This window comes from Paenibacillus sp. WG02, from assembly GCF_055396115.1.
In genome coordinates, this window is the sequence record NZ_AP036016.1 from 6,507,774 (window position 1) to 6,533,213 (window position 25,440).

20 protein-coding genes and 1 pseudogene are annotated in these 25,440 nt (G+C 45.9%); 4 read left to right on the plus strand and 17 right to left on the minus strand.

Features of this window, described 5'->3' with window-relative positions; genetic code table 11:
• Positions 1 to 37: 37 nt before the first annotated feature.
• Positions 38 to 1,588, minus strand: coding sequence for a fumarate hydratase (locus tag ACBP55_RS29530; protein ID WP_464646742.1), 1,551 nt, complete (start codon positions 1,586 to 1,588; stop codon positions 38 to 40).
• Between the two features lie 116 nt (positions 1,589 to 1,704).
• Between ACBP55_RS29530 and ACBP55_RS29535 the strand changes: the two genes are divergently transcribed.
• Both ACBP55_RS29535 and yfbR read left to right on the plus strand, forming a co-directional pair.
• Positions 1,705 to 2,841, plus strand: coding sequence for a polysaccharide deacetylase family protein (locus ACBP55_RS29535; protein ID WP_464646744.1), 1,137 nt, complete (start codon positions 1,705 to 1,707; stop codon positions 2,839 to 2,841).
• Between the two features lie 46 nt (positions 2,842 to 2,887).
• A complete protein-coding gene (yfbR, locus tag ACBP55_RS29540; protein WP_173187169.1) occupies positions 2,888 to 3,469 on the plus strand; it encodes a 5'-deoxynucleotidase in 582 nt (193 codons plus the stop codon).
• Between the two features lie 97 nt (positions 3,470 to 3,566).
• On the opposite strand, the gene ACBP55_RS29545 is transcribed toward yfbR, so the two are convergent.
• The 7 genes from ACBP55_RS29545 to citZ form a co-directional block, all read right to left on the minus strand.
• Positions 3,567 to 4,001: a hypothetical protein gene (locus ACBP55_RS29545; protein ID WP_464646746.1), complete on the minus strand. Its 435-nt coding sequence runs from the start codon at positions 3,999 to 4,001 to the stop codon at positions 3,567 to 3,569.
• Positions 4,002 to 4,216: 215 nt separating this feature from the next.
• On the minus strand, positions 4,217 to 5,800 hold the full coding sequence (locus tag ACBP55_RS29550; protein WP_464646748.1) for a DNA-binding protein: 1,584 nt from the start codon (positions 5,798 to 5,800) through the stop codon (positions 4,217 to 4,219).
• 265 nt (positions 5,801 to 6,065) lie between these two features.
• Positions 6,066 to 6,566, minus strand: coding sequence for a DUF421 domain-containing protein (locus tag ACBP55_RS29555; protein ID WP_464646750.1), 501 nt, complete (start codon positions 6,564 to 6,566; stop codon positions 6,066 to 6,068).
• A gap of 96 nt (positions 6,567 to 6,662) precedes the next feature.
• Positions 6,663 to 6,797 carry a hypothetical protein gene (locus tag ACBP55_RS29560; protein WP_464646752.1) on the minus strand — a complete coding sequence of 45 codons (135 nt, stop codon included), beginning with the start codon at positions 6,795 to 6,797 and terminating at the stop codon, positions 6,663 to 6,665.
• A gap of 337 nt (positions 6,798 to 7,134) precedes the next feature.
• Positions 7,135 to 8,076, minus strand: coding sequence for a malate dehydrogenase (gene mdh, locus ACBP55_RS29565; RefSeq protein WP_029197069.1), 942 nt, complete (start codon positions 8,074 to 8,076; stop codon positions 7,135 to 7,137).
• A 51-nt stretch (positions 8,077 to 8,127) separates the two neighbouring features.
• Complete coding sequence (gene icd, locus ACBP55_RS29570) at positions 8,128 to 9,426, minus strand: NADP-dependent isocitrate dehydrogenase (protein WP_029197070.1); 1,299 nt, start codon at positions 9,424 to 9,426, stop codon at positions 8,128 to 8,130.
• 345 nt (positions 9,427 to 9,771) lie between these two features.
• Positions 9,772 to 10,884, minus strand: coding sequence for a citrate synthase (citZ, locus tag ACBP55_RS29575; protein WP_029197071.1), 1,113 nt, complete (start codon positions 10,882 to 10,884; stop codon positions 9,772 to 9,774).
• Positions 10,885 to 11,184: 300 nt separating this feature from the next.
• Between citZ and ACBP55_RS29580 the strand changes: the two genes are divergently transcribed.
• On the plus strand, positions 11,185 to 12,717 hold the full coding sequence (locus ACBP55_RS29580) for a Ppx/GppA phosphatase family protein (protein ID WP_464646755.1): 1,533 nt from the start codon (positions 11,185 to 11,187) through the stop codon (positions 12,715 to 12,717).
• On the opposite strand, the pseudogene ACBP55_RS29585 reads toward ACBP55_RS29580, so the two are convergent.
• Positions 12,683 to 14,814, minus strand: a pseudogene (locus ACBP55_RS29585) (RNA degradosome polyphosphate kinase). The gene ACBP55_RS29580 and the pseudogene ACBP55_RS29585 overlap by 35 nt on opposite strands.
• Before the next feature lie 193 nt (positions 14,815 to 15,007).
• Between ACBP55_RS29585 and ytvI the strand changes: the two are divergent.
• The gene (gene ytvI, locus ACBP55_RS29590) at positions 15,008 to 16,144 is read left to right on the plus strand and encodes a sporulation integral membrane protein YtvI (protein WP_464646757.1); all 1,137 of its coding nucleotides are present in this window, start codon (positions 15,008 to 15,010) and stop codon (positions 16,142 to 16,144) included.
• Between the two features lie 24 nt (positions 16,145 to 16,168).
• Here ytvI and ACBP55_RS29595 read toward each other — a convergent pair whose 3' ends face one another.
• The 8 genes from ACBP55_RS29595 to ACBP55_RS29630 form a co-directional block, all read right to left on the minus strand.
• Entirely contained in the window at positions 16,169 to 16,564 is a 396-nt protein-coding gene (locus tag ACBP55_RS29595) for an FxsA family protein (RefSeq protein WP_464646759.1), read from the minus strand.
• Positions 16,565 to 16,578: 14 nt separating this feature from the next.
• Complete coding sequence (locus ACBP55_RS29600) at positions 16,579 to 17,043, minus strand: acyl-CoA thioesterase (protein WP_464646761.1); 465 nt, start codon at positions 17,041 to 17,043, stop codon at positions 16,579 to 16,581.
• Positions 17,044 to 17,207: 164 nt separating this feature from the next.
• Positions 17,208 to 18,962 (minus strand): pyruvate kinase, encoded by a 1,755-nt coding sequence (gene pyk / locus ACBP55_RS29605; protein ID WP_464646763.1) that lies wholly within the window; start codon positions 18,960 to 18,962, stop codon positions 17,208 to 17,210.
• On the minus strand, positions 18,955 to 19,929 hold the full coding sequence (locus ACBP55_RS29610) for an acetyl-CoA carboxylase carboxyltransferase subunit alpha (protein ID WP_173187195.1): 975 nt from the start codon (positions 19,927 to 19,929) through the stop codon (positions 18,955 to 18,957). The genes pyk and ACBP55_RS29610 overlap by 8 nt, the downstream gene beginning before the upstream one ends.
• Positions 19,919 to 20,785, minus strand: coding sequence for an acetyl-CoA carboxylase, carboxyltransferase subunit beta (accD, locus tag ACBP55_RS29615; RefSeq protein ID WP_464646765.1), 867 nt, complete (start codon positions 20,783 to 20,785; stop codon positions 19,919 to 19,921). Before accD ends, ACBP55_RS29610 begins: the two co-directional genes overlap by 11 nt.
• Before the next feature lie 67 nt (positions 20,786 to 20,852).
• Positions 20,853 to 21,041 carry a hypothetical protein gene (locus ACBP55_RS29620; protein ID WP_029197080.1) on the minus strand — a complete coding sequence of 63 codons (189 nt, stop codon included), beginning with the start codon at positions 21,039 to 21,041 and terminating at the stop codon, positions 20,853 to 20,855.
• A 174-nt stretch (positions 21,042 to 21,215) separates the two neighbouring features.
• On the minus strand, positions 21,216 to 21,716 hold the full coding sequence (locus tag ACBP55_RS29625) for a phosphatidylglycerophosphatase A family protein (protein ID WP_173187199.1): 501 nt from the start codon (positions 21,714 to 21,716) through the stop codon (positions 21,216 to 21,218).
• 71 nt (positions 21,717 to 21,787) lie between these two features.
• Positions 21,788 to 25,417, minus strand: a complete 3,630-nt coding sequence (locus ACBP55_RS29630; protein ID WP_464646768.1) for a DNA polymerase III subunit alpha — start codon at positions 25,415 to 25,417, stop codon at positions 21,788 to 21,790.
• Positions 25,418 to 25,440: the final 23 nt, after the last annotated feature.

A 25,440-nucleotide genomic window follows, 5' to 3' on the forward strand; every position in this document is an offset into this window, starting at 1 on the left:
TTTGTAAAGATGAAGGATAAGTGCGTCGCTTATAAAATTATTTGAAAACAGGCTCTTTCAGAGCTGCCAGCTTCTCAAGTGAATTCTTCTCTACATCTGCATGCAGGCTGTTACCGTGTGAATCCATCGTTACGATAGCCGCGAATCCTTCTGTTTCCAAGTGCCACATCGCTTCAGGGATTCCGAATTCCATGTAATCAACCCCTTCAACCTTCTTGAAGCATTGTGCGTAGTATTGCGCAGCACCACCGATAGCATTCAAATAGACGCCGCCGTGCTCTTTCAAAGCTGCTAACGTTTTCGGTCCCATTCCGCCTTTACCGATAACCGCGCGAATACCGAATTTCTTGATAATATCACCTTGGTAAGGCTCCTCGCGAATGCTTGTTGTCGGTCCCGCCGCTTTAACGTGCCATTCACCAGTTTCATCCTTACTCATTACCGGTCCGCAGTGATAAATCGCTGCTCCATTCAGATCTACCGGCGCATCATGATCCATCAAATATTTATGCAGCGCATCGCGTCCTGTGTGCATCGTACCATTAATGACGACGACATCACCGACTTTGAGACTGCGGATTTGCTCTTCCGATATTGGCGTCGTCAATACGATCTCACGACGCTCTTCTTTTGGCGTATTCTTGGCTTCTTCTGCACTCGCTTCGAAAGCCTCCTGGAAAGAAACCTCTGTCCCTCTTGGATAGGACCAGCCATTGATTTCGCCAGTTTCCGCATTCAAGACGACGCCTTGACGACGGAATGCCCAACAGTTGTAAGCAACAGAAACGAAGAAGCTTGCTGGCAATCGGTTCATTACGCCAACTTTACAGCCAAGCAGTGTCACCTGACCGCCGAAGCCCATTGTTCCAATACCAAGCGTATTGGCATGCTCCATGACGTACTCTTCCACCTTGCGCAGCTCCGGATGTGGATTCACATCGTCAACATGACGGAATAATTGATGCTTAGCCAGCTCGTACCCGCTTGTACGGTCGCCTCCAATACCTACGCCGATGAAACCCGCGCTGCATCCTTGACCTTGCGCTTGATAAACCGCATGCATCACACATTTGCGAATGCCGTCAAGATCACGTCCTGCTTTACCTACCCCTTCAAGATCAGCAGGCAAACTGTATTGAATATTTTTGTTCTCACAGCCGCCGCCTTTTAGAATCAACTTCACTTCGATATCGTCACGTTCCCATTGCTCAAAATGAACAACCGGCGTACCAGGCCCCAGATTATCTCCGCTATTTGCACCTGTAAGGGAGTCTACAGAATTCGTGCGCAGCTTGCTAGCTTTGGTTGCATTAGCAACCGCTTCTAAGATTTGTTTCTTCATGATAATTTGGTTTGCCCCAACCGGACAGTGTATAATAAACGTTGGCATACCCGTATCCTGACAAATGGGGGATACATTGCATTCCGCCATATGGATGTTATCCGCAATGCGAGATAGAGATAATGCAGAACGCGTTCCTTTGTCCTCATTTTCCTGAGCGGCTTGTACCGCACGGCGCACATCACCGGGAAGGTTTGTGGAAGTTTCGACAATCAAATCGTAGACGCTTTGATAAAAATGCTGCATGACTAGGTCTGGCTCCTCTCTCAAATACACACTTAATAATAATTACAAACTATTATAACATACCTCCCATGAAGAGTTCGATGCTTCTTGTGAGGAAAACAAGGAGATTCGCTGACATGTACAAAAGAATCGCTGTTTCGATTCTAGTTAGCCTGATTGGGCTCACCCTTCTGCTTACGCCGCTGCAGGCAAAGCGCTCCGGGGATATTTACTACCAAGACCAAGTGGCCGTTCTTATGTATCATCACGTGCATGATAAGGACACCAGCTCCAGCACCATTACAAGCTCACTTTTTCAAAATCAGCTTCAATCGCTGCTTAGCAAAGGCTATCATTTCATTTCCTTAGAAGAGTTCAAACAGTACATGGAGGGCGCTACCGTTCCATCCAATGCCGTGCTTGTCACGTTCGATGATGGCTATCAAAGTTTTTACACATCGGCCTATCCGATTTTGAAAAGCTTGCGAATTCCCGCTGTGAACTTCGTGATTACCAATGATTTAACGAATCCGCTTGGGTCTTACATTCCTTCCATGTCGAAGGAGCAAATCAGCGAGATGACGCATGCCACGAACTTCATCGATATTGGCTGCCATACCAACAATCTGCACCACAAGCTTCCTAGCGGTGAAGCAGCGTTGGTAGGAAGATTGGACGCCGAGAGCGATGATGCCTATAAGCAGCGCGTTTACAAAGATACTCAAGCTTGTATCGGCAAGCTTGCAGGCTTAACGGATGCGCCGATCGACACGATGGCGTACCCGTTCGGCATCACGTCGCCGGCGGCGACCGAGCTGGTTGCAAAGGCGGGCATCCGCTACGCCTTCACGATTTCGCCGGAGATGGCGACGCGAAGCGCCGATCGCTTGTTGATCCCGCGGATCAACGCGGGCAGCCCCGGCATTACGCCGGAGCTGCTGCACCGATCGATCCAGCGCCGGGTCTTGGCGCAGCCGGGCAGCGCCCCGCTGCGCGTGGACGCGGCTGCTGCCGCAGCGCAGCTCGGCGGCAGCGCAAGTGCGGAAGGCGGAGCGCTTCGCCTCCGCCTGGGGCAAGAGGCATTCACCCTGCAGGTGAATGCGGCTAAAGCGACGCGCGGGAATGCGCGCGTCACGCTGCAGCAGCCCGTGCTGCGCGAGCACGGGCTGGTCACGATCGCGCTGGACGATCTTAGCGCGCTGATCGGGCAACCGCTCGTCTACACCCCGGCCACCGGCAAGGTGGCTGTGAGGGTGACGCCGAGCGTCAAATAAGCTGTCTTATCCTTTAGAATGATAAGAACGAAGAGGAGTTAACCCGATGAATCATCACTTTTTCGCTTACTTATACCGCCTTAAATATATTGATCGCTGGAGTCTCATGTGGAACATGCGTAGAGAAAACGTAGCTGAGCACTCTTTCTATGTATCGACAATTGCGCATATGTTGTGTACTATTGCCAACGAAGTATATGGACGCAACGTACCAACGGATCGTGTGGTATCCATTGCCTTGTTCCACGACGCTTCCGAAGTACTAACGGGGGATATCCCCCAGCCTGTGAAGCATAACAATGAACAAATACTGCGGAACTTCCGTGAGATCGAAGATGTCGCAGTCGAACGGCTTATTCAAACGATTCCACCTGAAATCAGCGGCATCTACCGCAGCTTAATTCAAGATCCAGACCCTGAGCTCTACCGCTGGGTGAAAGCCGCCGACTTGCTTGAAGCTTATATCAAATGCTTAACTGAGCTCTCCACTGGCAACCGTGAATTCGTCGTCGCAAAGCAGCAAATTCTGGAAAGCTTACAGAAAATGAACATGCCTGAAATTGATTATTTCCTCGAGCATATGAGTGCATCATTTGAGAAAACATTAGATGAAATCACATTGGATTAGTCGACGCACCTGTCGAACATGATCCAAGTTCCGAAAATGCAGAAAGAGCATGTCATCCAGAAGATGAACATGCTCTTTCTTTTCTGTTTCCTTAAACTTACGATAGCAGCTGCGGATTCGTCATAATCAATACTGCCACGATAACAGCGATGGCTGCGATCCAGCTGAAGGATTTAATTTTGGCAACATCAGAAGCCGTGCTTTTACCTGCTTTGCTATTCGCAATCAGCTTTTTAATTCTACCACCGATCATTCCCGTGATTGCTCCTACAATCAGAAGAAGAACAATGGAGGAGATCATCCATAGGACAGACGGCTTTGGATCCACTTGACTGATCATTGCGCCACCTGTAAGGAAGGTTACAATCAGTGAAAATTGACCAATGCGATTGATCTTAGCTATCACGCCGACAAAACTCTCTTGGGCAGCCCCAGATAAGGTTGCAGTTCGTCCCACTAAGAATGGGAACATGACATAAGAACCAAGCAATAAAGCACTAACGACATGTAAAAAAATCATAACTGGATACATTTGGACAACCTCCGCAATTTTATGTAATGGTTTTATTAAGTATAACCGAACTGGAACAGTCCCGACAAGAAAGCGATCCCATGAATTCTGCTAATTCACTATATCTACACAAACCTGTGACCAATTTTACGCAAAACAACCCAACGAACTCATCTCGATCATGAGCCCGCAGGGTTATTTTCAATTCCTATTGATCAAGCCAATTGCCTGTCCACTTAACGTTTTAAGGCAGTGGTCTCAGCTGGAACGTTAGCGATCGTAACGGCCTCTGTAAATTTGTTTGTCGTGTTCTGTCTCAATCGCATATTAGCAGAGCCGGAGGTGCTAGGATTAATTTGAATACTCACAATCTTCTCCGCATGCCCGCTTGCATCAGCTGTTAATGAGAAGCTCGTGCTGTAACCATAGCTGGTAGGCCATGTGCCATTGCTATTTTGAACCTTAGCGACCTGGGTACCTGAACCATTATAAATGCCAATATTATAGCCGGTAGTTGTTGAATTTGCTGCTAAGCCATTTAGAATAATCTTTACTTGAAAAACGGCCTGATTAGGCAATTGCGCTTGATGGACAAAAGCAAACGGATCTGTTGTATTCGTAGCGGTGCTATATCCGTAAGATCCTGCTTTAAATGTCGAAGGATCCCACCACTTATAACCAGCTGCAGGTGCTGCCCAAGGCTCGGCCTGCGGCTCTGTTGTATTAGCCGGCTGTTCCCAGGAGTAGAGTGTAGTTGCGGAGTCCAATGTAAGACCTGGCACTTGCGCTAAACTTGTATAACTTTCTTTGGTTGCTAACCAGTTCACCATATTTACTAAAAGAGTAGAATCATTCTGCTCTTGGAACCCCGCGTACGTGGTTTTCGCAGCGCCTGTCTCTTCCCTCTTATACTTTGGCGTCGCATCTTCGACTGGTGAGGAATCGCCAATGAATCCGGCTTTGCCTGCACTCACTTTAGAAACTGCGACAAAAGGACCTTCAGCAACACCACCGCCGTTGTATACACCTTGATCCACAGCGCTAGCCCATTTGGTCGTTGTCGCTGGCAGGTATACAATACCCTTTGCTTGGTTCGGGTCTGTTACGGCTAAAGTCGAGCCTGCATGCATTGCGACTGTGGAGACTCCGCTCGTGATGTTAAAAGCCTGAGATGGGCTCACGATATTATTCGCTGTAATATCACCTAAGGCATTATAACGGAACTTCACTCCGAAATTGTCCGACAACCAATCGGAGCTTGCAACACCCTGCATCGCTGCTGAAGCTGCTTCTTCTGTACTCATGCCCGCAGCTGGATTCGTCCATGCACCGCGACGAAAGCCATTGAACACTTCCGAAGCATCCCAACGATTCTTATTACGGTCAGCATTGTAATGATCACCTATGAAGAAAATACTGCCTCCACCTTGTACGTACTGCAGCATAGCGTTTTGTTCTGTCGTCTTGTATGGAATGTTTGCTTCGCCAATCACGAACACATCGTACGCTGATAAATCAGAGAGCGTGATCGCCGTATTTTTACGCAGTTCTTTTACATAATAACCAGCATTGCCTAAAGCGTTAGCGAAGTCAGAAAAACCGCCGTCAATCACCCAGTCCGCTGCGCCAGCTGTTTGACCATGTGTGTTATCGAACAGCACCTTTTTGCCATTCGCCGAAGTCGGCGTAATCGATGGCGCTGGGTCATTGGGTCCTTCAGCGAATGCTTGCGGTATAGCTCCCATTAAAGACACGGACAATGTTACCGTTAGTATGAGGCTTTTCCATCTCTTGGTTCCAAACAAACTTCTTAACAACATCAAATCCCTCCGTCCATCCATTGGAATAATTAGCCATTTCATTTGTCCTAAATGTATCGTAGCACAGGGAAAGTACTTTGGAATAGCGTCTATGATCGATTTTACAAAAGTAATAAATTTCTATGCATTCAACCAAAAAAAACCGTCTGGGAATATCATTCCTGACAGTCAGGACAAGAACAACTATCATAAAAGAAAAAAAGCCGCAACATTTGCAGCTTCTAGTGGATGTACGTTGTTGTCCTTCGACACTTAGGACATGCATTCAAAGGTCTGCGATTAAGTCTTTTTTCATTACATTCCGATAATCTAGCTTTTTTAATACAGACAGAGTGCCATTGGTTTCAAGTACAGCATACTCCACTTCTTTCAAGTCAAAAATATCTTTACTTCTAAGCCCTTGTTCTAAGGAATCCAACGTATATTTGCATTTCTTCATGTTTTGATCCAATAGGTTACCATCTTTGATAATAATTGTGGGTTCTCCTGAAATCCATTTTCTTGCTTTATTACTTTTAAGCGAGATCAATGTTAACAAATAACCGATAACACTCATAATGAATAAGGACAATAGAAAATATATAAAATTAATGTTGATATTAAAAGCCATATTACCCGCAATCGTACCTAGTATAGTGGAAAGAACAAATAAGTGATTAGTATTTTGTGTAATAATTTGTTTTCCAATTAACTTAATGAAGACCCAAAGCCACAAAAAGGCTACAAAGGATCTAATGATAATTTCAATAGTATGTAACATTGACATTTGGATCTCCTTTGGAAAATTATTTAATTTAACCAGTGCAATTTGCGGTGTTAATGTCAGAAGTGCCCACCTGAAGTGTCCACCCTGCTATGCTGATTATATTTTCTCTATTAATACAATAGTTTGTCCCAATCTGTTTCCCAATAGCCCACCGACAACTGATCCGATGATCGTTCCTCCCCCAGATATCAGCGTGGTCCCAAGAATTTCTCCATATTCAATACCGGCCATTACGCCTATAGCTCCTGTTAAATTCCCCGTCGTTTGGACCGCAAATTCTTTCTTATCCTATTGTGGTTCCACTATATGAATTGTTCCCTATTGTTTTTTAAAAAAATCATTAACAAGCGTTTTCTCACATTTCCCATTTCCTAAAAAGTCAAGATTAATTCTTTTGGGCTGGATTACCTTACCTCGTATTCGCTAAGCCATATCCATCGTACCACTTCTTATCAAATAACCCAGAACAGAGCGAACGTGGGTAGTCGCTGATAAATAAAAAGGACAAAAAAAGAACCAACCGCCTACTTGCATAGGTTGTTGGTTCTTTGGTGAAAGTTCGATTCGATTAACCTGTTACAACTTTGATCACATTGCGAACAGAGTTTGCTGTTTTGTCCAACGCTGTTTTCTCATCTTCCGTAAGCTCGATGTCAAGAATTTTCTCGATACCGTTAGCACCAAGTACAGTGAGAACGCCCATGAACAAGTTATCATAGCCATATTCGCCTTCAAGAAGAGCGATGGTTGGAATGATACGTTTTTTATCTTTCAGAATCGCTTCTGTCATTTGCACAAGAGAAGCTGCTGGTGCGTAGTATGCACTACCGTTACCAAGTAGGTTAACGATTTCGCCGCCGCCAGTACGTGTACGTTGAACGATCGCTTCAATGCGGTCAGCTGGGATCAGCTTCTCGATTGGCACGCCGCCAGCGTATGTATAACGAACGAGTGGAACCATGTCATCACCGTGTCCGCCGATAACAACCCCTTTAACATCCTCAACGGATACATTCAACTCTTGGGAGATAAATGTCAGGTAACGAGCTGTATCAAGTACACCGGATTGACCGATTACACGGTTTTTTGGGAAACCAAGCGCTTGGTAAGCTACGTATGTCATCGCGTCAACTGGGTTACTCAAGATGATAACGATGGAATCAGGAGCTACTTCTCTCACGTTCTCACAAACGGATTTCACGATACCCGCATTTGTGTTAACCAAATCGTCGCGGCTCATACCTGGTTTACGAGCGATACCCGCTGTAATGATGACGATATCGGAACCAGCAGCATCCTCATAGTTGGAAGTACCTGTGATTTGAGCGTCATAGCCTTGAACTGGACCTGCTTCAAGCATGTCGAGCGCTTTCCCTTTTGTAGGGTTTTCTAGTTGTGGGATGTCGAGAAGAACAACGTCACCAAGTTCTTTTTGGGCTAACATTAGAGCAGTTGTAGCGCCGGTGAAACCTGCGCCGACAACGGTAATTTTATTACGACGAATGGCCATTTGAGATGTACCTCCTAAAAGTTTTTAGTCGATCAACATTTTCACAAACGATTAAGCCATGTTTTTGATGATTTCGTTCGCGAACTCGGAACACTTGATTTCTTTCGCGCCTTCCATCAAACGAGCAAAGTCATAAGTTACGGTTTTGTTATTGATGGATGTTTCCAAACCTTTGTAGATCAATTCAGCCGCTTCCAACCAGCCAAGGTGCTCAAGCATCATAACGCCGGATAGGATTACAGATCCTGGGTTAACTACGTCAAGACCAGCGTATTTAGGAGCTGTACCATGTGTAGCTTCGAAGATCGCGTGACCTGTAATGTAGTTGATGTTTGCTCCTGGAGCGATACCGATACCGCCAACTTGAGCAGCAAGTGCATCAGACAGGTAGTCACCGTTCAGGTTCAATGTTGCGATTACGTCGAAGTCAGTTGGACGAGTCAATACCTGTTGCAACGCGATATCAGCAATTGCATCTTTTACGATGATTTTGCCAGCTGCTTCAGCGTCTTTTTGAGCTTTGTTAGCTGCTTCAGCGCCTTCTGCTTCTTTGATACGATCATATTGTGCCCATGTAAATGTTTTATCAGCATATTCACGTTCAGCAAGTTCATAACCCCAGTTTTTGAACGCGCCTTCTGTGAACTTCATGATGTTACCTTTGTGTACCAAAGTTAGCGTTTTACGGCCATGTTTGATCGCGTACTCGATTGCAGCGCGGACCAGACGCTCAGTACCTTCAGAGGATACTGGTTTAACACCGATTCCTGAAGTTTCTGGGAAACGAATTTTGTTAACGCCCATTTCGTCTTGAAGGAATTTAATAACTTTCTTAACTGCGTCGGAACCAGCTTCCCACTCAATACCAGCGTAGATGTCTTCTGTGTTTTCACGGAAAATAACCATGTCAACAAGCTCAGGACGTTTAACCGGTGATGGAACGCCATTGAAGTAACGAACTGGACGGGAACAAACGTAAAGATCTAATTCTTGACGAAGTGCAACGTTCAGGGAACGAATACCGCCACCGATTGGCGTAGTTAAAGGTCCTTTGATGGACACGATGTATTCGCGCATAGCTGTTAATGTATCATTAGGCAACCAGTTGTTGTATTTGTTAAAAGCTTTCTCGCCGGCAAAAACTTCGTACCAAGCGATTTTTTTCTCGCCTTTGTATGCTTTCTCAACGGCAGCATCCAGAACGCGTACCGAAGCAGCCCAGATATCAGGACCTGTTCCGTCACCTTCGATGTAAGGGATGATTGGGTTGTTAGGTACTTGCAGAACACCATTCTCGATGGTGATTTTTTGTCCTTCTGTTGGAAGTTCGTAAGATTCGAATTGTGGCATGATAGTTCCTCCTAAAATTTATGTAGATTAGTTTATCAAAAAGTTACTATTGCGCATTTCGTTGCGTGCTTTTGGCAATGCCTTCCGACCGCTGTTATCATCCTGTCCAATTGAATTAATTTTATGGGATGGACAGGATTCTAAAGGCGGCCACTTTCGTTTCTCCAGGCACTGCCAAGCACTCCACTTAGCTACATAACTGCTGCGAGAAACTTCCTAAGAAATTTAACTCGTCACCGTAGTAGTGTAGGTAAACACACAAAAAGTGACGGGAGTTGCGGTACTCCCTCGGGATGAAGCCGAGGACGGGTACCGAACTGCCCGCACATGGAGTTGAAGCGATAATTAGCGAGCGCTAATTGGAATGTATTTTTGGTTAACCGGACCTGTGTACTCAGCACGTGGGCGGATCAGACGGTTGTTTTCGTACTGCTCCAAGATGTGGGCAGCCCAACCGGATGTACGGCTGATCGCGAAGATCGGCGTGAACAGGTCGCGTGGGATTTCCAACGTTGTGTAAACGGAAGCAGAGTAGAAATCAACGTTTGGTTTCAAGCCTTTGAGGCTGGTGACCAATTCGTCTGCTTTAATGGACATTTCGTACCACTTCAGGTTGCCAGTTAATTTACCAAGCTCATAGGACATTTTTTGCAAGTGCTTCGCACGCGGATCTCCGTTTTTGTAAACACGGTGTCCAAAGCCCATGATTTTGTCTTTACGCTCTAATTTATCGTTGATGTAAGGAACTACGTTCTCTACTGTACCGATTTCTTCCAGCATCGCCATAACAGCTTCGTTCGCACCGCCGTGAAGAGGTCCTTTGAGCGTGCCGATCGCTGAAGTAATACCGGAGTAGATGTCTGTCAGAGTTGCAACAGTAACGCGTGCAGCGAATGTAGAAGCATTTAGCTCATGGTCAGCGTGTAAAACCAATGCTTTGTCCAAAGCTTCGATCGCGATTTTATCCGGTTCATTACCTGTTAGTTGATACAAGAAGTTAGCAGCAACAGAAGCATATCCTGGGGAAGCTAAAGGTTCTTTACCTTCACGGATACGTGCGAATGCTGCGATGATGCCTGGAATTTGTGCTTGCAGCTTGATCGCTTTGCGCACATTGGATTCAGGGCTCAAATCGTTCGCTTCTTCATCATACAATGCAAGAGCCGATACTGCCGTACGAAGGGCAGCCATGGAATTAACATCTTTCGGGAATGCTTTAATCTGGTTGATAACCGCATCAGGCACCTTGCTGTAAGCGTTCAGGTCGCTTTGCAGTTTCTCAAGCTCAGCTTGGTTAGGCAGCTTGCCGAACCAAAGCAAATAAATAACTTCTTCAAATGTCGCATTTTCTGCGAGGTCATCAATATCAATCCCGCGATACGTTAGCACACCATCTACAATGGAGCTGATCGACGAGGTCGTGGCTACAATTCCTTCTAAACCTTTGGTTGCAGACATGGGAATCTCTCCTTAGCTACTCTATTAGCAAAAAATTGCTTTTTTCCTAACTTAATAATAAAGTATTTTGTTTAATAAGTGAACAAAAGCAGACATAAAACTTCATTATCACTATCATAAAGAATCTTTTTGGCGGAAATCGTCACTGTTTTTTAGCCATCTTTTCAAAACACACGATACAAGTTTTTGTTAATTCCTCCGAATTATTCACCTTAGAAGGAAAAGTTTGTCGAGTCGTGTTGAGCTTGATACAATGTAGGCAAAGTAAAAGTGATTTTTCTCTGAAAAAGGAGCAAATACATGAGCAGCAGAAGTATCGGCATCATTGATATCGGATCCAATTCGATACGACTTGTTATTTACGAAATTAATGCCTACGGGGCATACCGTGTTGTCAGTGAGCATAAGGATTCCGCTAGACTAAGCGAACGCATCGGTTCCGATGGCATTTTACATAGCAAAGATATTATTTCTATTGTTCCCATTCTATCCCACTATTCTCTGCTATGCAAAGTTCATGAGGTTCAGACGATCAGAACCGTAGCAACGGCAGCCATACGCAACGCGGCCAATTCAGCTGAAATTGTTCGAATTCTCCAGGAACAGAGCGGACTTCATATTGAAGTTCTGAGCGGTACAGAAGAAGCTCGTTATGGCTACTTAGGCGTAATCAATTCCATTGATATACGGGACGGCTTGATCATTGACATTGGCGGAGGCAGCACGGAAGTCACATTGCTTCGAAACCGGAAATTGGTGCACAGCGTTTCCTTTCCTTTCGGTGCGGTGAACACCACACGCCAATTTATGAAAAATGGGAATCTGACTGAGCAGGAAATGGGTGACATTCGTCGGATGGTTGAAGATGCGATTGTGGCTCATCCTTGGATTGCCGGCTCCCCTAACCTACCTATGATAGGTCTAGGCGGAACGATTCGAACTTTAGGAAAAATAAGCCAAAAACGCAGCAAATACTCGCTTCAGTTGGCCCATAATTACACACTGAAACCTGGAGAGCTTCGAGAATCCCTCCTATTGTTATCCTCATTACCATTGGAAAAACGAAAAAAAATAGATGGTCTCTCCAAAGAGCGTGCGGATATCATGGTTCCGGGATTGATCATTATGGACACCATATTCGAAGCAGCGGGTTCATCTGCATGCATTATCAGCGGATCAGGACTTCGCGATGGCCTTTTCTATGAAACATTCGACCCTAAGCACCCAATCAAGGAAGATGTTCTTGAAGCAAGTATCAACAATTTGCTTTTGCTCCACCCGAACGCCGCTGTGAAGCATGTCTCTCACGTAGATAAATTTGCTATGCAGCTTTATCAGACAATCACTGCACCTTCTGAATTGGAAAATCGAAGCCAACGATACTTGCATACCGCTGCCCTCTTGCATCGAATTGGAGCCAGCGTTCATTACTATCAATACCTCAAGCATACGCAGTACATGATGACTGGAGCACATATCGACGGTCTCAGTCATCGAGAAATTGTTATTTGCTCTTTGATTGCTACTTACAAAACAAAAAGCCGGACCCACCAACAAGTTCTAGCTTACAAGGACCTTTTGATGGAATCCGACCAGGCATTAATTGTGAAGCTAGGCACGCTGCTTAAGTTAGCAATGGCCTTGGATCAGAGTGAGACACAGCCTGTTCAAGAGCTGCAAACAACGAAAACCGATTCAACCTTAACGCTTAAGCTGCTATGTATCCACAACCCCATTATGGAGCTAAAGGAACTCGCAGTTATCAGCAAAGATTTCGAAAAAATCTGGGGGCTGAAGCTTAAGACTCAAGCCGGAGTTTTTTCCATGAAGTAATTTTCATCGCCTCGAACTGGCTCCGATAAGGGGTCAGTTCATTTTTTATGCGACTGTACATCCCATTCGGCATAAGTTCTCTAGCTTTGACGTTATCATGCAGGGTGACATTCAGAATTTGAATCATCATTTTCTTCATTTCAGGGTCAAGAACCGGGCACATCAGCTCAATACGACGTGTCAAATTACGTGTCATCCAGTCGGCCGAAGATAAATATACATCAACGAGTCCGCCATTTTCAAAATAATAAATGCGGGAATGCTCCAAGAAACGATCTACGATACTCCGAACTGTAATATTCTCGCTAATCCCTGGCACCCCTGGCCGTAAGCAGCATACGCCGCGAATGATCAATTCAATCTTTACACCTGCTTGCGACGCCGCATACAAGGCATCTACCATCTCTTGGTTGGATAAAGAGTTCATTTTCGCAATAATTCGGGCTGGTCTGCCCGCTCTAGCGTGCTCAGCTTCACGTTCGATAAGCTCGAATAGCTTATCCTTCAAATCTGTAGGAGCCACTGCGAAAGACTGCCAATCATGAGGCGCGGAATAGCCCGTAATTTCATTGAAAAGCGCGGAGGCATCCTCTCCAATCACACTGTTTGAAGTGAATAGCCCTACGTCTGTGTAAAGACGGGCTGTGCTGTCGTTATAATTCCCCGTTCCCACATGCACATATCGGCGGAGCGTCTGCTCTTCTTGTCTTACGACGAGTGTGATCTTGGCATGTGTTTTGAGCCCCACTAGGCCATAAACCACATGACAGCCTGACTTTTCAAGCATTCTTGCCCATGCAATATTGCGTTCTTCGTCAAATCTGGCTTTCAGCTCAACAACAACGGTAACTTGCTTCCCGACTCCGCGGCTCTAGCTAACGCTTGAATAATCGGAGAGTTTCCGCTTGCTCTATACAGAGTCATTTTGATTGCGAGCACTTTCGGATCATAGGCAGCATGGATGATGAAATCTGTTACGGCGTCGAACGTTTCATAGGGATGATGTACCAAGACATCCTTTTGCTTAAGAACCTCGAAGAAGTCGTTCGTATCCTCAAATTCTATTGGGTATTTGGCAGCAACTCGCGGATAGCGCAGATTTTCATAACCATTGAGTGTACCGGCCAGCTTCATGAAATAAGTGATGTCCAGCGGACCATCAATTTCAAAAATTTGTTCTTCAATCTCGAACTCATCCTGAAGCTGTGCTAGCGCATAGGGATGAATGCCCTCTTGTACTTCAAGTCGAACAGGAGCGCCCCAGCGTCTGCGTCTAAGCTCCTTCTCGATCTCTTCAAGCAGATCTTCCGCCCCTTCTTCATTGAGCGTTAAATCGGCATTTCGAGTCACCCTGAACCCATGTACCGAAATCGGAATGTATCCACTGAAAAGCGATTCGATATGATGCTCGATTAATTCTTCGAGAAGAATAAATTCTGTTTTTTTACTATTTGGCCGTGTTGGCACAGAGATATAACGGGATAAATTGCTCGGTACTTGAATGATGGCAAAATAAGGCTCATCATCCGGATCATCCCCTTCCCGCACAAGCAAGACGGCTAAATAGACGGATTGATTATGTACAAGTGGAAATGGACGACTTTGATCCACGGCCATCGGCGTTAATACAGGAAAAATAATATCATGATAATAAGCATCCATGGCTTTTTTCTGTGCCGTATTCAAATCTTCATATTCCGTAAAAACAATACCTTCTTTGGTTAGCAATCTCGTAACTTCACGATATGTTTTGTACTGTTCGGTTACCATTTTGGCTGTGCGCTTCATAATTCGTTTAATAAGTCCGGCAGGAGTGTAGCCTGTGAAGTCTTTCTTGGTATACCCAGCTTTGATCTGATCCTTCAGTCCTGCGACGCGAACACTCATGAACTCATCGAGATTACTGGATACGATTGACAGAAATTTCACACGTTCAAGCAGCGGAGTGCTCGGATCTTGAGTTTCCTCCAGAACACGCCAATTGAACTCGATCCAGCTTAAATCCCGGTTCAAGTACTTGGTCGAAATCTCTTTGACTTCCTTGACTTCCTTCAGCTCTTTAACTTCCTTCAAATCAGGTTCGCGCGCAATACTCATAAAGCCTCCACTTATATTTTCTTATGTTTTCTAATTTGTGCCAATTATATCTACATTGTACTATGCGTACTTTATACCGACAATGCAGAATCCCCTGTTATAAATTATGAAGATTTTGTAAAGATGATGTTATTTCCGTATTTATCCAAGAACGTGTTACAATAAAAAGACTTGAAACAAGGAGAGAAAAACCATGGGTATCCTGAATCCGCGTTTAGTTCACCAGATTTTCAGGGGCATTTGGGTGGCACTAATTATTATTGTAATCGGACTCGCTTTCTTCTATGTGATTCCACTGATTTACCCATTTATTTTCGGCTGGATTCTAGCACTTATGCTTAATCCTCTTGTTAACTTCTTCCAATTCAAGTTGAAATTGCCGCGCTGGCTTGCGGTGACCCTGTCCATGATGTTATTTCTAGGTGCCATGGTTACGGCCATAACCTTACTGGTTGCGAATATAGTCGTAGAATTAGGTTCACTTGCGGATACCTTGCAGATTCAGATTAACCTGTGGGTGGAGCAATTCAATGTATTCATTAATTCTACAGCTTTTCAAGATTGGATTGAACGTATTAATCAGTTTTTTGAAAATAACCCGAAATATCAAGAAACCGTCAACAACAATTTATCATCGACAGCAGGCTCAATAGCAGATGTGAGCAAGTTCATTATTGGCTATGTATTTGATACTTTGAAAAGATTGCTAACTTCTCTGCCGAATATCGCAACCATCACCATTATTGTTATGCTGGCTACCTTTTTCATTAGTAAAGATTGGTATCAGCTTATCAAACGGTATAAAGGAATCTTTTCCGAGGTGATTGTGAAGACCACTCAATTGATTCGAACGGATTTACAAAAAGCACTGTTCGGCTACATTCGCGCCCAACTGATTCTTGTTTCGCTTACCGCTCTTGTGGTCATCATTGGCTTGCTGGTTTTGCGTGTTGACTATGCCATTACCATCGGTTTATTAACAGGCTTAGCTGATCTCATGCCTTATTTGGGGACAGGTGCTGTCATGGTGCCTTGGATTTTGTATGTTTTCTTTGCGCAAGGAGACTATTTTCTCGGAATTGGCCTCAGTGTGCTTTATGGCGTCATCGTCATTGCCAGACAGATCATGGAACCCAAGGTGCTCGCCTCCTCCGTCGGGTTAGACCCTCTAGCTACGTTAATCGCCATGTTCGTTGGATTACAACTCTTCGGATTACTCGGGCTCATTATTGGTCCTGTGACTCTCATTCTGATTTCAGCGTTCTATCGGGCAAGAATCTTTCATGATACGGCGGCTTATATACAAAAAGGCTCGGTTCCTCCCAAATAAACGGGGTGACCGAGCCTTTGTTCTCTATCTACGTTTGATGATATTGATTCCGCCTCTGCCGATTTGTTTTCGAATCAGTGCAAGCAGCATCACTTTGAAGATCGGTCTTGTGTAAGGCAAAACAAGTAGAAATCCGAAAATATCCGTGATGAATCCAGGCAAAATTAATAAAATGCCGCCAATGAAAATACAGATTCCATCTAATAAATGCTGCGTCGGCAGTTTGCCTTGAGACCACTCAAACTTGGCATACTCCAGCACTTTGCGTCCTTCCCGCTTGGCGAAATAGGCACCTAAGAAGCCGCTTATTATAATAAGCGCGAATGTTGTCCAGCTACCTATAAAATGTCCCAGTGCTATGAGAATCGTAATTTCTATAGCAGGTACTAGAATAAGAATGGCAAGAATGATGCGAAACATAATCTCAGCCCCTTTTAAGAATACTTAGCTAACAGCTGCCATAATTCTGGAGCTTCCTTCTCTATACGTATTGGCTTCCAAGAAGGATTCACCCAAACGTGTCGAGTTGCTCCCGTCACAAGTAATTCACCGGTAGGTAGAGCAGCAGAATCTGCGGTTAGAGCCATCATTTCTTCCGAAACTTTACGGACTTCATAGGCAAAATGGAGCCGAACACTACTCATATCAATCACTCGCGTGTTCACGCATACCAAGTCATCGTAGCGAGCAGGCTTTTTGAACTTAACCTCTGCTTCAACAAGCGGCAGCAATAACCCCTTCTCCTCAATCCGCCGGTATGGGTAACCAAGCTCCCTAATAAGTTCAGTCCGCCCCATCTCGAACCACGTTAAATAGTTGGCATGGTACACAACCCCCATTTGATCCGTTTCTTCATATCTCACACGAAACTGATGCTGATGCCAGCGCTCCTGATTCATGATGATGTACGCCTCCAGTAACAAATTCTTAGATCAATTATAACACAGCTAGGACTAGGGATGGGTAATGCTGATGGTGTGCTCAGGATTGGAAGGAATGAGGTTATAGTAGAAAATAAAAAAGAGTGAAGCTGAGACTAATCTCGCTTCACTCTTTGCTATACCTACAGAACGCTCGCTTGACCAGAGTAGATAACGCCAACTTCTGGATAGATCGAAACTTCTGTGCCGTCTTTGATTAATTCTACTGCGTTCTCAACGCCAACAATGACCGGAATTCCAAGGCTTAAAGCGACTACTGCCGCATGGGAAGTAATTCCGCCTACTTCGGTAATCAACGCTGAAGCTCTTTGTACAGCTGGCATATATTCTTTGTCTGTCGATACCGTTACAAGTACAGCACCGTCTACCATTTTCGCATTCGCTTCTTCTGGTGTGCGAGCCGTTACAACGATACCCGTTGCCGTTTGCATGCCGATACCCGTTCCTTTGGCAATCATCTCACCTACGTGATGAACCTTGATCAAGTTCGTTGTTCCGGAGCGTCCAACAGGTACACCAGCCGTAATGACAACGATATCACCTAGAGATACGATACCTGTTTTGATGCTGCTCTCTACCGCGAGGTTGAACAGCTCGTCCGTCGTTTTTGCTTGCACGCCCATCACCGGAATAACACCCCATACGAGGGATAAGCGGCGAATGACTTGCTCGCTAGGCGTAACGGCGATGATTGGTGATTTCGGACGGTATTTGGATACCATTCTTGCTGTATATCCACTTTCCGTAGCTGTTAAAATCGCCTTCGCACCCAACTCCAAAGCTGAGTTAGCTACTGCTTGAGAAATCGCTTCGGTTACAGTAACTTGTTGCGCTTGCGCTTGACGAAGGAAAATTTCTTTATATTCCAAAGCTGCTTCCGCACGCTCAGCAATACGAGCCATCGTTTGCACGGACTCAATTGGATACTTACCAGCAGCCGTTTCACCAGACAACATCACAGCATCCGTTCCGTCGAACACCGCATTGGCTACGTCACTTGCTTCTGCACGCGTTGGACGCGGGTTACGCTGCATGGAGTCGAGCATCATCGTTGCCGTAATAACCGGCTTACCTACGATGTTACATTTTTTGATCATCGATTTTTGGACAACTGGAACATCTTCAGCTGGAATTTCAACGCCAAGATCCCCACGAGCAACCATCAGACCATCGGATACTTCAAGGATTTCGTCTAAGTTGTCAACGCCCTCTTGGTTTTCGATTTTACTAATGATTTGAATGTGCGAAGCATTGTGTCTTTCCAACAATTCACGAATTTCCATAACGTCACTTGCTTTACGTACGAAAGAAGCCGCGATGAAATCTACGCCTTGCTCGATACCGAAGACGATGTCATTCGCATCCTTCTCCGTGATCCCTGGAAGGCTGATTTTCACACCTGGCACGTTTACGCCTTTTTTGCTTTTAATCGTTCCGCCATTGACAATGCGGCACTCGATTTCTGTTCCACGAATATCAACAACCGAAAGACCAATTAAACCATCATCGATTAGAATGGTAGATCCAACAGCAACGTCACGCGGCAGATTCGAATAGGTAACTGAGATGCGATCTGCATCGCCCAAGATTTCTTCTGTTGTCAAAATGATGTGCTTGTCCTGAACAAGCTCAATCGGCTCTTCTTTCAATTTTCCCGTACGAATTTCCGGTCCTTTGGTATCAAGCAAAATAGCAGCTACTTTGCCTGTCTCAGCGGATGCTGCGCGAAGGTTGCGGATACGTGCGCCGTGCTCCTCAAAATCTCCGTGGGAGAAGTTAAGACGGGCAACATTCATTCCCGCTTCTAGAAGCTTTTTCAAATTCTCTTGTGATTCGCTTGCAGGTCCGATGGTACAGACAATTTTCGTTTTACGCATGGTTTCCCTCCTGAGTGAATGTGAACCGGCCGATCTCTCTAAATTTGCGGTAACGGTCCTCGAGCAGCTCCTGTTCGTTCATACTTAGCAAATGCTGAAGCTGTTCCCAGATAGCTGTCTTGATCAATTCTGCTTGTGCGGCTAAATCCCGGTGTGCGCCACCTTTAGGCTCTGGAATAATACCGTCGATCACCTTAAGATCCAGGATATGATCCGCTGTAATTTTCATAGCTTCTGCCGCGTGTAAAGCTTTGGAAGCATCTTTATATAAGATGGAAGCCGCGCCTTCGGGACTAATAACCGAATAGATAGCATTCTCCAACATTAATACCTTGTTACCTACACCTAACGCGAGTGCGCCGCCGCTGCCGCCTTCTCCAATAACAATACAGATGATCGGCACACGAAAAGAGGCCATTTCCAGTAAATTTCTGGCAATCGCTTCTCCTTGGCCGCGCTCTTCTGCAGCATTCCCAGGGAATGCCCCCTTGGTATCAATAAACGTCACAATAGGACGATTAAACTTGTTCGCTTGACGCATCAAACGAAGCGCTTTACGGAAACCTTCCGGATGCGGACAACCGAAGTTACGAGCAATATTGTCCTTCGTGTCTTTCCCTTTTTGATGACCGACAACCGTAACTGGAATGCCGTTCAACTTGGCTAATCCACCTACAATCGCAAGATCATCCCCGTATAGGCGATCGCCATGAAATTCTATGAAATCTGTGAAAATGGTGCCAATATAATCAATCGTTGTCGGCCTTTGCGGATGGCGAGCCAACTGCATTTTCTCAGCAGAAGACATATTCGCATAAAGCTCATTTTCGAGTTCAACATATCTTTCTTCCAAACGGCGGATTTCTTCAGAAAAGTCAATTTTCTTCTCTGCGCCAAAAGCACGCAGTTCCGCAATTTTCTTCTTTAGTTCCGCCAGTGGCTGTTCAAACGGCATTTCACTCGCCATAAGTCGCCTCCCCCTTCACTCCGTGCATGTCCAGCAGCTTGATTAACGTAGGCCTCATATCTTTGCGGCTCACGACCTTGTCGAGCTGACCATGCTCGAGATTGAATTCAGATGTCTGGAAATTGTCAGGCAGCTTCTGTTTAATCGTTTGTTCAATAACACGACGGCCTGTAAATCCAAAAGGTGCTGCTGGTTCAGCAATAATAATATCGCCCAGCATCGCAAAACTTGCAGATACACCGCCGAAAGTCGGATCTGTAATAATAGAAATAAACAATCCGCCTTCCGCGCTGAACTTGGACAAAGCTGCGCTTGTCTTCGCCATTTGCATCAAGCTTAGAATGCTTTCTTGCATACGAGCTCCACCTGATGTGGAGTATATGATAATTGGAACTTTCTTTTGAGTTGCAGCTTCGACCGCTCTGGTTATTTTCTCCCCAACAACGGAACCTAGTGATCCACCCATGAAGTCAAAACTCATAGCAGCAACAATAACCGGATAGCCGCCAATCGTACCTTCCCCGGTCATAATTGCATCCTGTAATTTCGTTGTGCTCTTCGCTTTATCCAATTTCTCTACGTAGTCAGGGAACTCCAAAGGATCCTCAGAGATCATATCTGCGTCGTATTCCAAAATATGACCTTCATCAAGCGTTATTTGGAGACGCTCCAACGCGCTTAAACGATAATGATAGCCACAAGCTGTACAGACTTTTAGATTTTTTTCAAGCTCTTTGCTTGTTTGAATCGTACCGCATTTCGGGCATTTATTCATTAAACCTTCGGGAATATCCCGTTTTGTTTTCTCAGAAGGAATCGTTGCATACTTACGCTTTTGAAATAAATCCTTTAGCACATTTCCACCTCTAATTGGCTATTATCTTGAACTTCTGACAAGCCACGTTACTTGCTTCTACTTTTCATTATCTATGTAAAATAGAATTGAGCACTTCCTGTACTTCCTCTACTTCGCCTTCGGGTACGACGATTTCGAACTGATTTTTGGATAAGGAGATACCCCGAACTTGTACGAGAAATCCTTCTTCCGTCAGCCTCTGTTTAATCCGCTCTGCAATCTTCGCGGTAGGAGCTATGTATATCACCGTCCACATGAAAAAAAAACCTCCTATGACGTGCAACTACATGGATTAGGGCAAGTTAGCAACGATGATAATTAACATCCTACATAAGCATAGGCGCACACAATGGAATAATGATATCATAATTTCTCTTTTTCCCGCAACAGAGCACGTTCATGAAAAAAAGTGAAGTCTGAACTATTTGAGCTAGTCCAGACGCAATTTACTGCTATAATCAGGCGCATGCTCATTCTGATGAGCGATTCTGGCAGAAGCGGCAGCCGCTAAACCACAGATCAAATCATCCAGAAAAACATGCACAGAACTTTTATCATCATTTAATGTTCGGATAATACCCATTTTTTCCTTATCTAAATAGCCAAAGCTAGTTAAGCCAATCATCCCATAGACATGAACAATACCTAGGGCCAGAGTTTCATCAACGCCGAACAGAGGCTCATCCGCTTCAAGAATCGATTGCAAAGGCTCGGGCAACAGCTTTTTCTCTGCCAATTCATCAAGAGCAATACCCGTATATAGCGTGTACTGCACTTCCCGCTTGGCGAGAACAGCCAGCACACTCTCGATACATTCTTCTTGCGAAAGTTGATCATTATAGGGCTTTTGCAGCTTGAACACAATTTCAGAGATCTGCTCTACCGTTACACCACGTTTTTGAAGCAACTGGATCATATGTTGTTCGGTCATAAGTCTCCTCCTACGCATGTATTAAGCCCCTGAAATGCCGGGTTCCTATTCATATGCGGAGGATGCCATCTTTATTTCACTCTGACCGAATCTTTACCCATGATGGTCTCAATCACACGGAACAAATCCTTCGAAGGATCGACCAAATATTGGTCGCTCAGGGCCAAGAGCTTGTTGCTGCTTTCGTAGAATAGCGCAACCGCGAGCTGGCCCTTATGCAGCTTCAGCAGCGCCTTAAGCTGCAGCAGTTTGTCCGGCTGCTCGCAGTCAGCCGAGATCTTGACGAACACCCGCTGCGCCTTCGGCTCCGCAGCGGTAGTGCGCGCCGGCTGCGCCGCAGCGCGGGACTCCTGGCGGCCCGCCGCAGGGGCCGCCTGGGTGACAGCGGCGGCGCTGCGTGCGCCGCCTGAGATGGCAGCCGCGCGCGCAGGCCGATCGCTGACTGCGTCAGCAGATCGCCTATGCGCCCCTGGCTGCCGGCGAAGCCGCTGGACGCCCGCAGGGTCGTCCAGCGCGACAAGCTGCTCCGCGAGCAGCTTGGGCGGGTCCTCGTCCTGAAGCTGCAGCTTCGCCCGGACGAGGACGAGTCTGCCCTTCTGCACGAGCGGAGCCGCATTCTTCCAGGTCTCGGGGAACAATACCACCTCGACCTTATCGATGCGATCCTCCAGCTCCATGAACGCCATTGGCTGCCCTTTCTTCGTGACGATCGTCTTATTCGAGAGGATCATCCCAGCTACAAGAACCTCGCTGTTATCTGGCAGCTCGCCTAGTTGATGAAGCATAACCGCTTCCATCTCACCCAGCTGTTCCGCATAGGCATCAAGCGGATGTCCAGAGATATACATGCCGAGAAGCTCCTTCTCGAGCTCCAATTGTTTACTTTGCGGCATCGGAGGAATGTTCGGAACCTCCACCTCCCAGTTCGGTTCTTCCACGAAGCCGAAGAGGTGAAGCTGCAGATCATCCCGTTCCTTGCGCCATTTGGTTGCAGAGGCGATGGTTTCATCGAGAATAGCCATCAGCTGAGCGCGATGCCCGCCTAGCGTATCAAAGGCTCCACCTTGAATGAGCGATTCAATTACTCGCTTATTACATACGCGTAAATCAACACGTCTGCAGAAATCAAGCAAGCTCTCGAACTGTGACTTTTTCCGTTCATTAAGAATAGCATCGATTGCTTGAGTGCCTACATTCTTAATCGCAGCAAGTCCGAAGCGGATCGCCCCGGCCGCAGGGTCCGGTGTAAATACCGTTCCGCTGCCATTGACATCAGGCGGCAGCACGGCCAACTTTACCCGCCGGCATTCATCCACATATTCGGCTACCTTCCGATGATTCCCCATAACAGCCGTTAACATAGAAGCCATAAAATAAATCGGATAGTGCGCTTTTAAATAAGCCGTTTGGAAGGCCAGCACCCCATAAGCCGTTGCATGCGCCCGCGGGAAACCATAATCAGCAAAACGTACGATCATATCATACACATGATTAGCCTCATCGGCGTTAAAACCTTGACGCAAGCTGCCCGAAACGAAATGAGCCCGTTCTTCATCCAGCACTTCCCGCTTCTTCTTGGATACCGCTCGTCTTAACAAATCTGCTTCGCCTAAGCTGAAACCCGCCATTGATGAAGCAATTTGCATAATTTGCTCTTGATACACGATAATGCCGTACGTATCCTTTAGGATAGGTTCTAGCGTTGGGTGCGGATAGACGACCTCCATCTGTCCGTGCTTTCCATTAATATATTTGGGTATAAACTCCATTGGACCTGGACGGTATAAGGCCACAACAGAAATAATATCTTCAAATTCAGAAGGCTTCAAATCCTTCAGCACTTTGCGACAACCAGTGGATTCCAACTGGAAGACGCCTGTCGTTTCTCCCTTGCTAAGCATACCGTAGGTCACGGCATCCTCATCCATGTCCAGTTTATCAAAGTTGAGGCGCACATTTTCCATCTGCGCAATCCAATCAACCGTTCGTTCTATAATAGACAGCGTCCGCAAGCCGAGAAAATCCATCTTCAACAATCCGATGGCCTCCAAATGCTCCATTGTATACTGAGTAAGAGCTGTCTGAGCGGTGCCTTCCTGGAGAGGGACATACTGCGTTAGCGGTTCTCTGGAAATGACAACCCCTGCAGCATGCGTTGAAGCATGGCGCGGCATTCCTTCAACACGCATCGCCATTTCAAGCAGTTCTGCTGTCTTCGGCTGTCTGGCGACCAGTCCTTTTAAATCTGAGCTAACCTGCAGTGCTTCCGATAAGGTCATACCTAGTTGATTCGGAATCGCCTTAGCCGCACGGTCAACATCCCCATAGGGGACATTTAATACGCGTCCGACGTCCCTAACCGCTGCTTTGGCCGCCATCGTTCCGAAGGTAATAATTTGCGCGACATGCTCGTGCCCATATTTGGCAACCACGTAGTCAATCACTTCATCCCGGCGTTCATCGCTAAAATCGATATCAATATCCGGCATCGTAATCCGCTCTGGGTTAAGAAAACGTTCAAACAGCAGCTTATATTTAAGCGGATCCACATTCGTAATGCGCAGTACATAAGCCACTAGACTTCCGGCAGAAGATCCCCTGCCCGGCCCTGTCATGATACTCTTTTCGTGCGCAAACCGAATAAAATCCCATACGATTAAGAAGTAATCGGAAAAACCCATTTTCTCAATGACGCTGAGCTCGTAAGCTAGACGTTCTTCTGCTTGTCGCCGCAGCGGTGAATCCGCTGTATGCCACTCCGATTTAGCAGAATAACGCTGCTCCAGCCCCTGCGCACAGAGCTCACGCAAATATTCTCCAGCTGTGAAGTGCTCTGGAATCGGACGAAAGCTTGGCAAAATCGATTTGCCGAACGTAAGTTCGAGTTCACAGCGTGAAGCTACAACACTTGTATTCGTAAGCGCTTCGGGGACATGGACGAATAAACGCCTCATCTCCTCCTCGCTTTTCAAATACATCTGACTCGTCCCCATCTTAAGCCGATCGGTGTCCTCCACCGTTTTGCCCGTACCAATACAGATGAGAATGTCCTGCATCACATGATCCGGCTCTGTCACATAGTGCACATCATTCGTGGCAATAAGCGGGATGCCGGTTTCTTTGCTCAGCTCGATCATCGAGACCATTACTTTTTTCTGCTCAATCATCCCATGATCTTGAATTTCCAGAAAGAAGTCATCGCCGAAAATGTCACGATAGCGCTCAGCTGCTTTTCGGGCTTCATCCTGACGATTGTGCAGCAAATGCTGGGAAACCTCGCTGCCTAAGCAAGAGCTTAGACAAATAAGCCCTTCTGAGTGCTTGGCTAAATGTTCCAAATCGATACGCGGTTTATAGTGAAAGCCCTGTAAATGTCCGATTGAACAGAGCTTCATTAAATTTTGATAGCCTTGAAAATTTTTGGCAAGCAGGATGAGGTGATAGATCGGCTGTTCCTGTCTAGTCCCCTTATCACGAATTGATCCTGCTGTGAAATAAACTTCACAACCAATAATTGGTTTAATGCCTCGCTGTTTGCAGGCTTTGTAGAAGGCAATTGCCCCGTACATGACACCGTGATCCGTCAATGCCAGAGAGGTCATGCCAAGATCAGCCGCTCGGGAAACAAGCTCCTCCATACGTGCCGCACCGTCTAATAAACTGTATTCACTATGAACATGCAAGTGTACAAACGAACTCATCAGCATGTCCTCCCTTCTTTCAT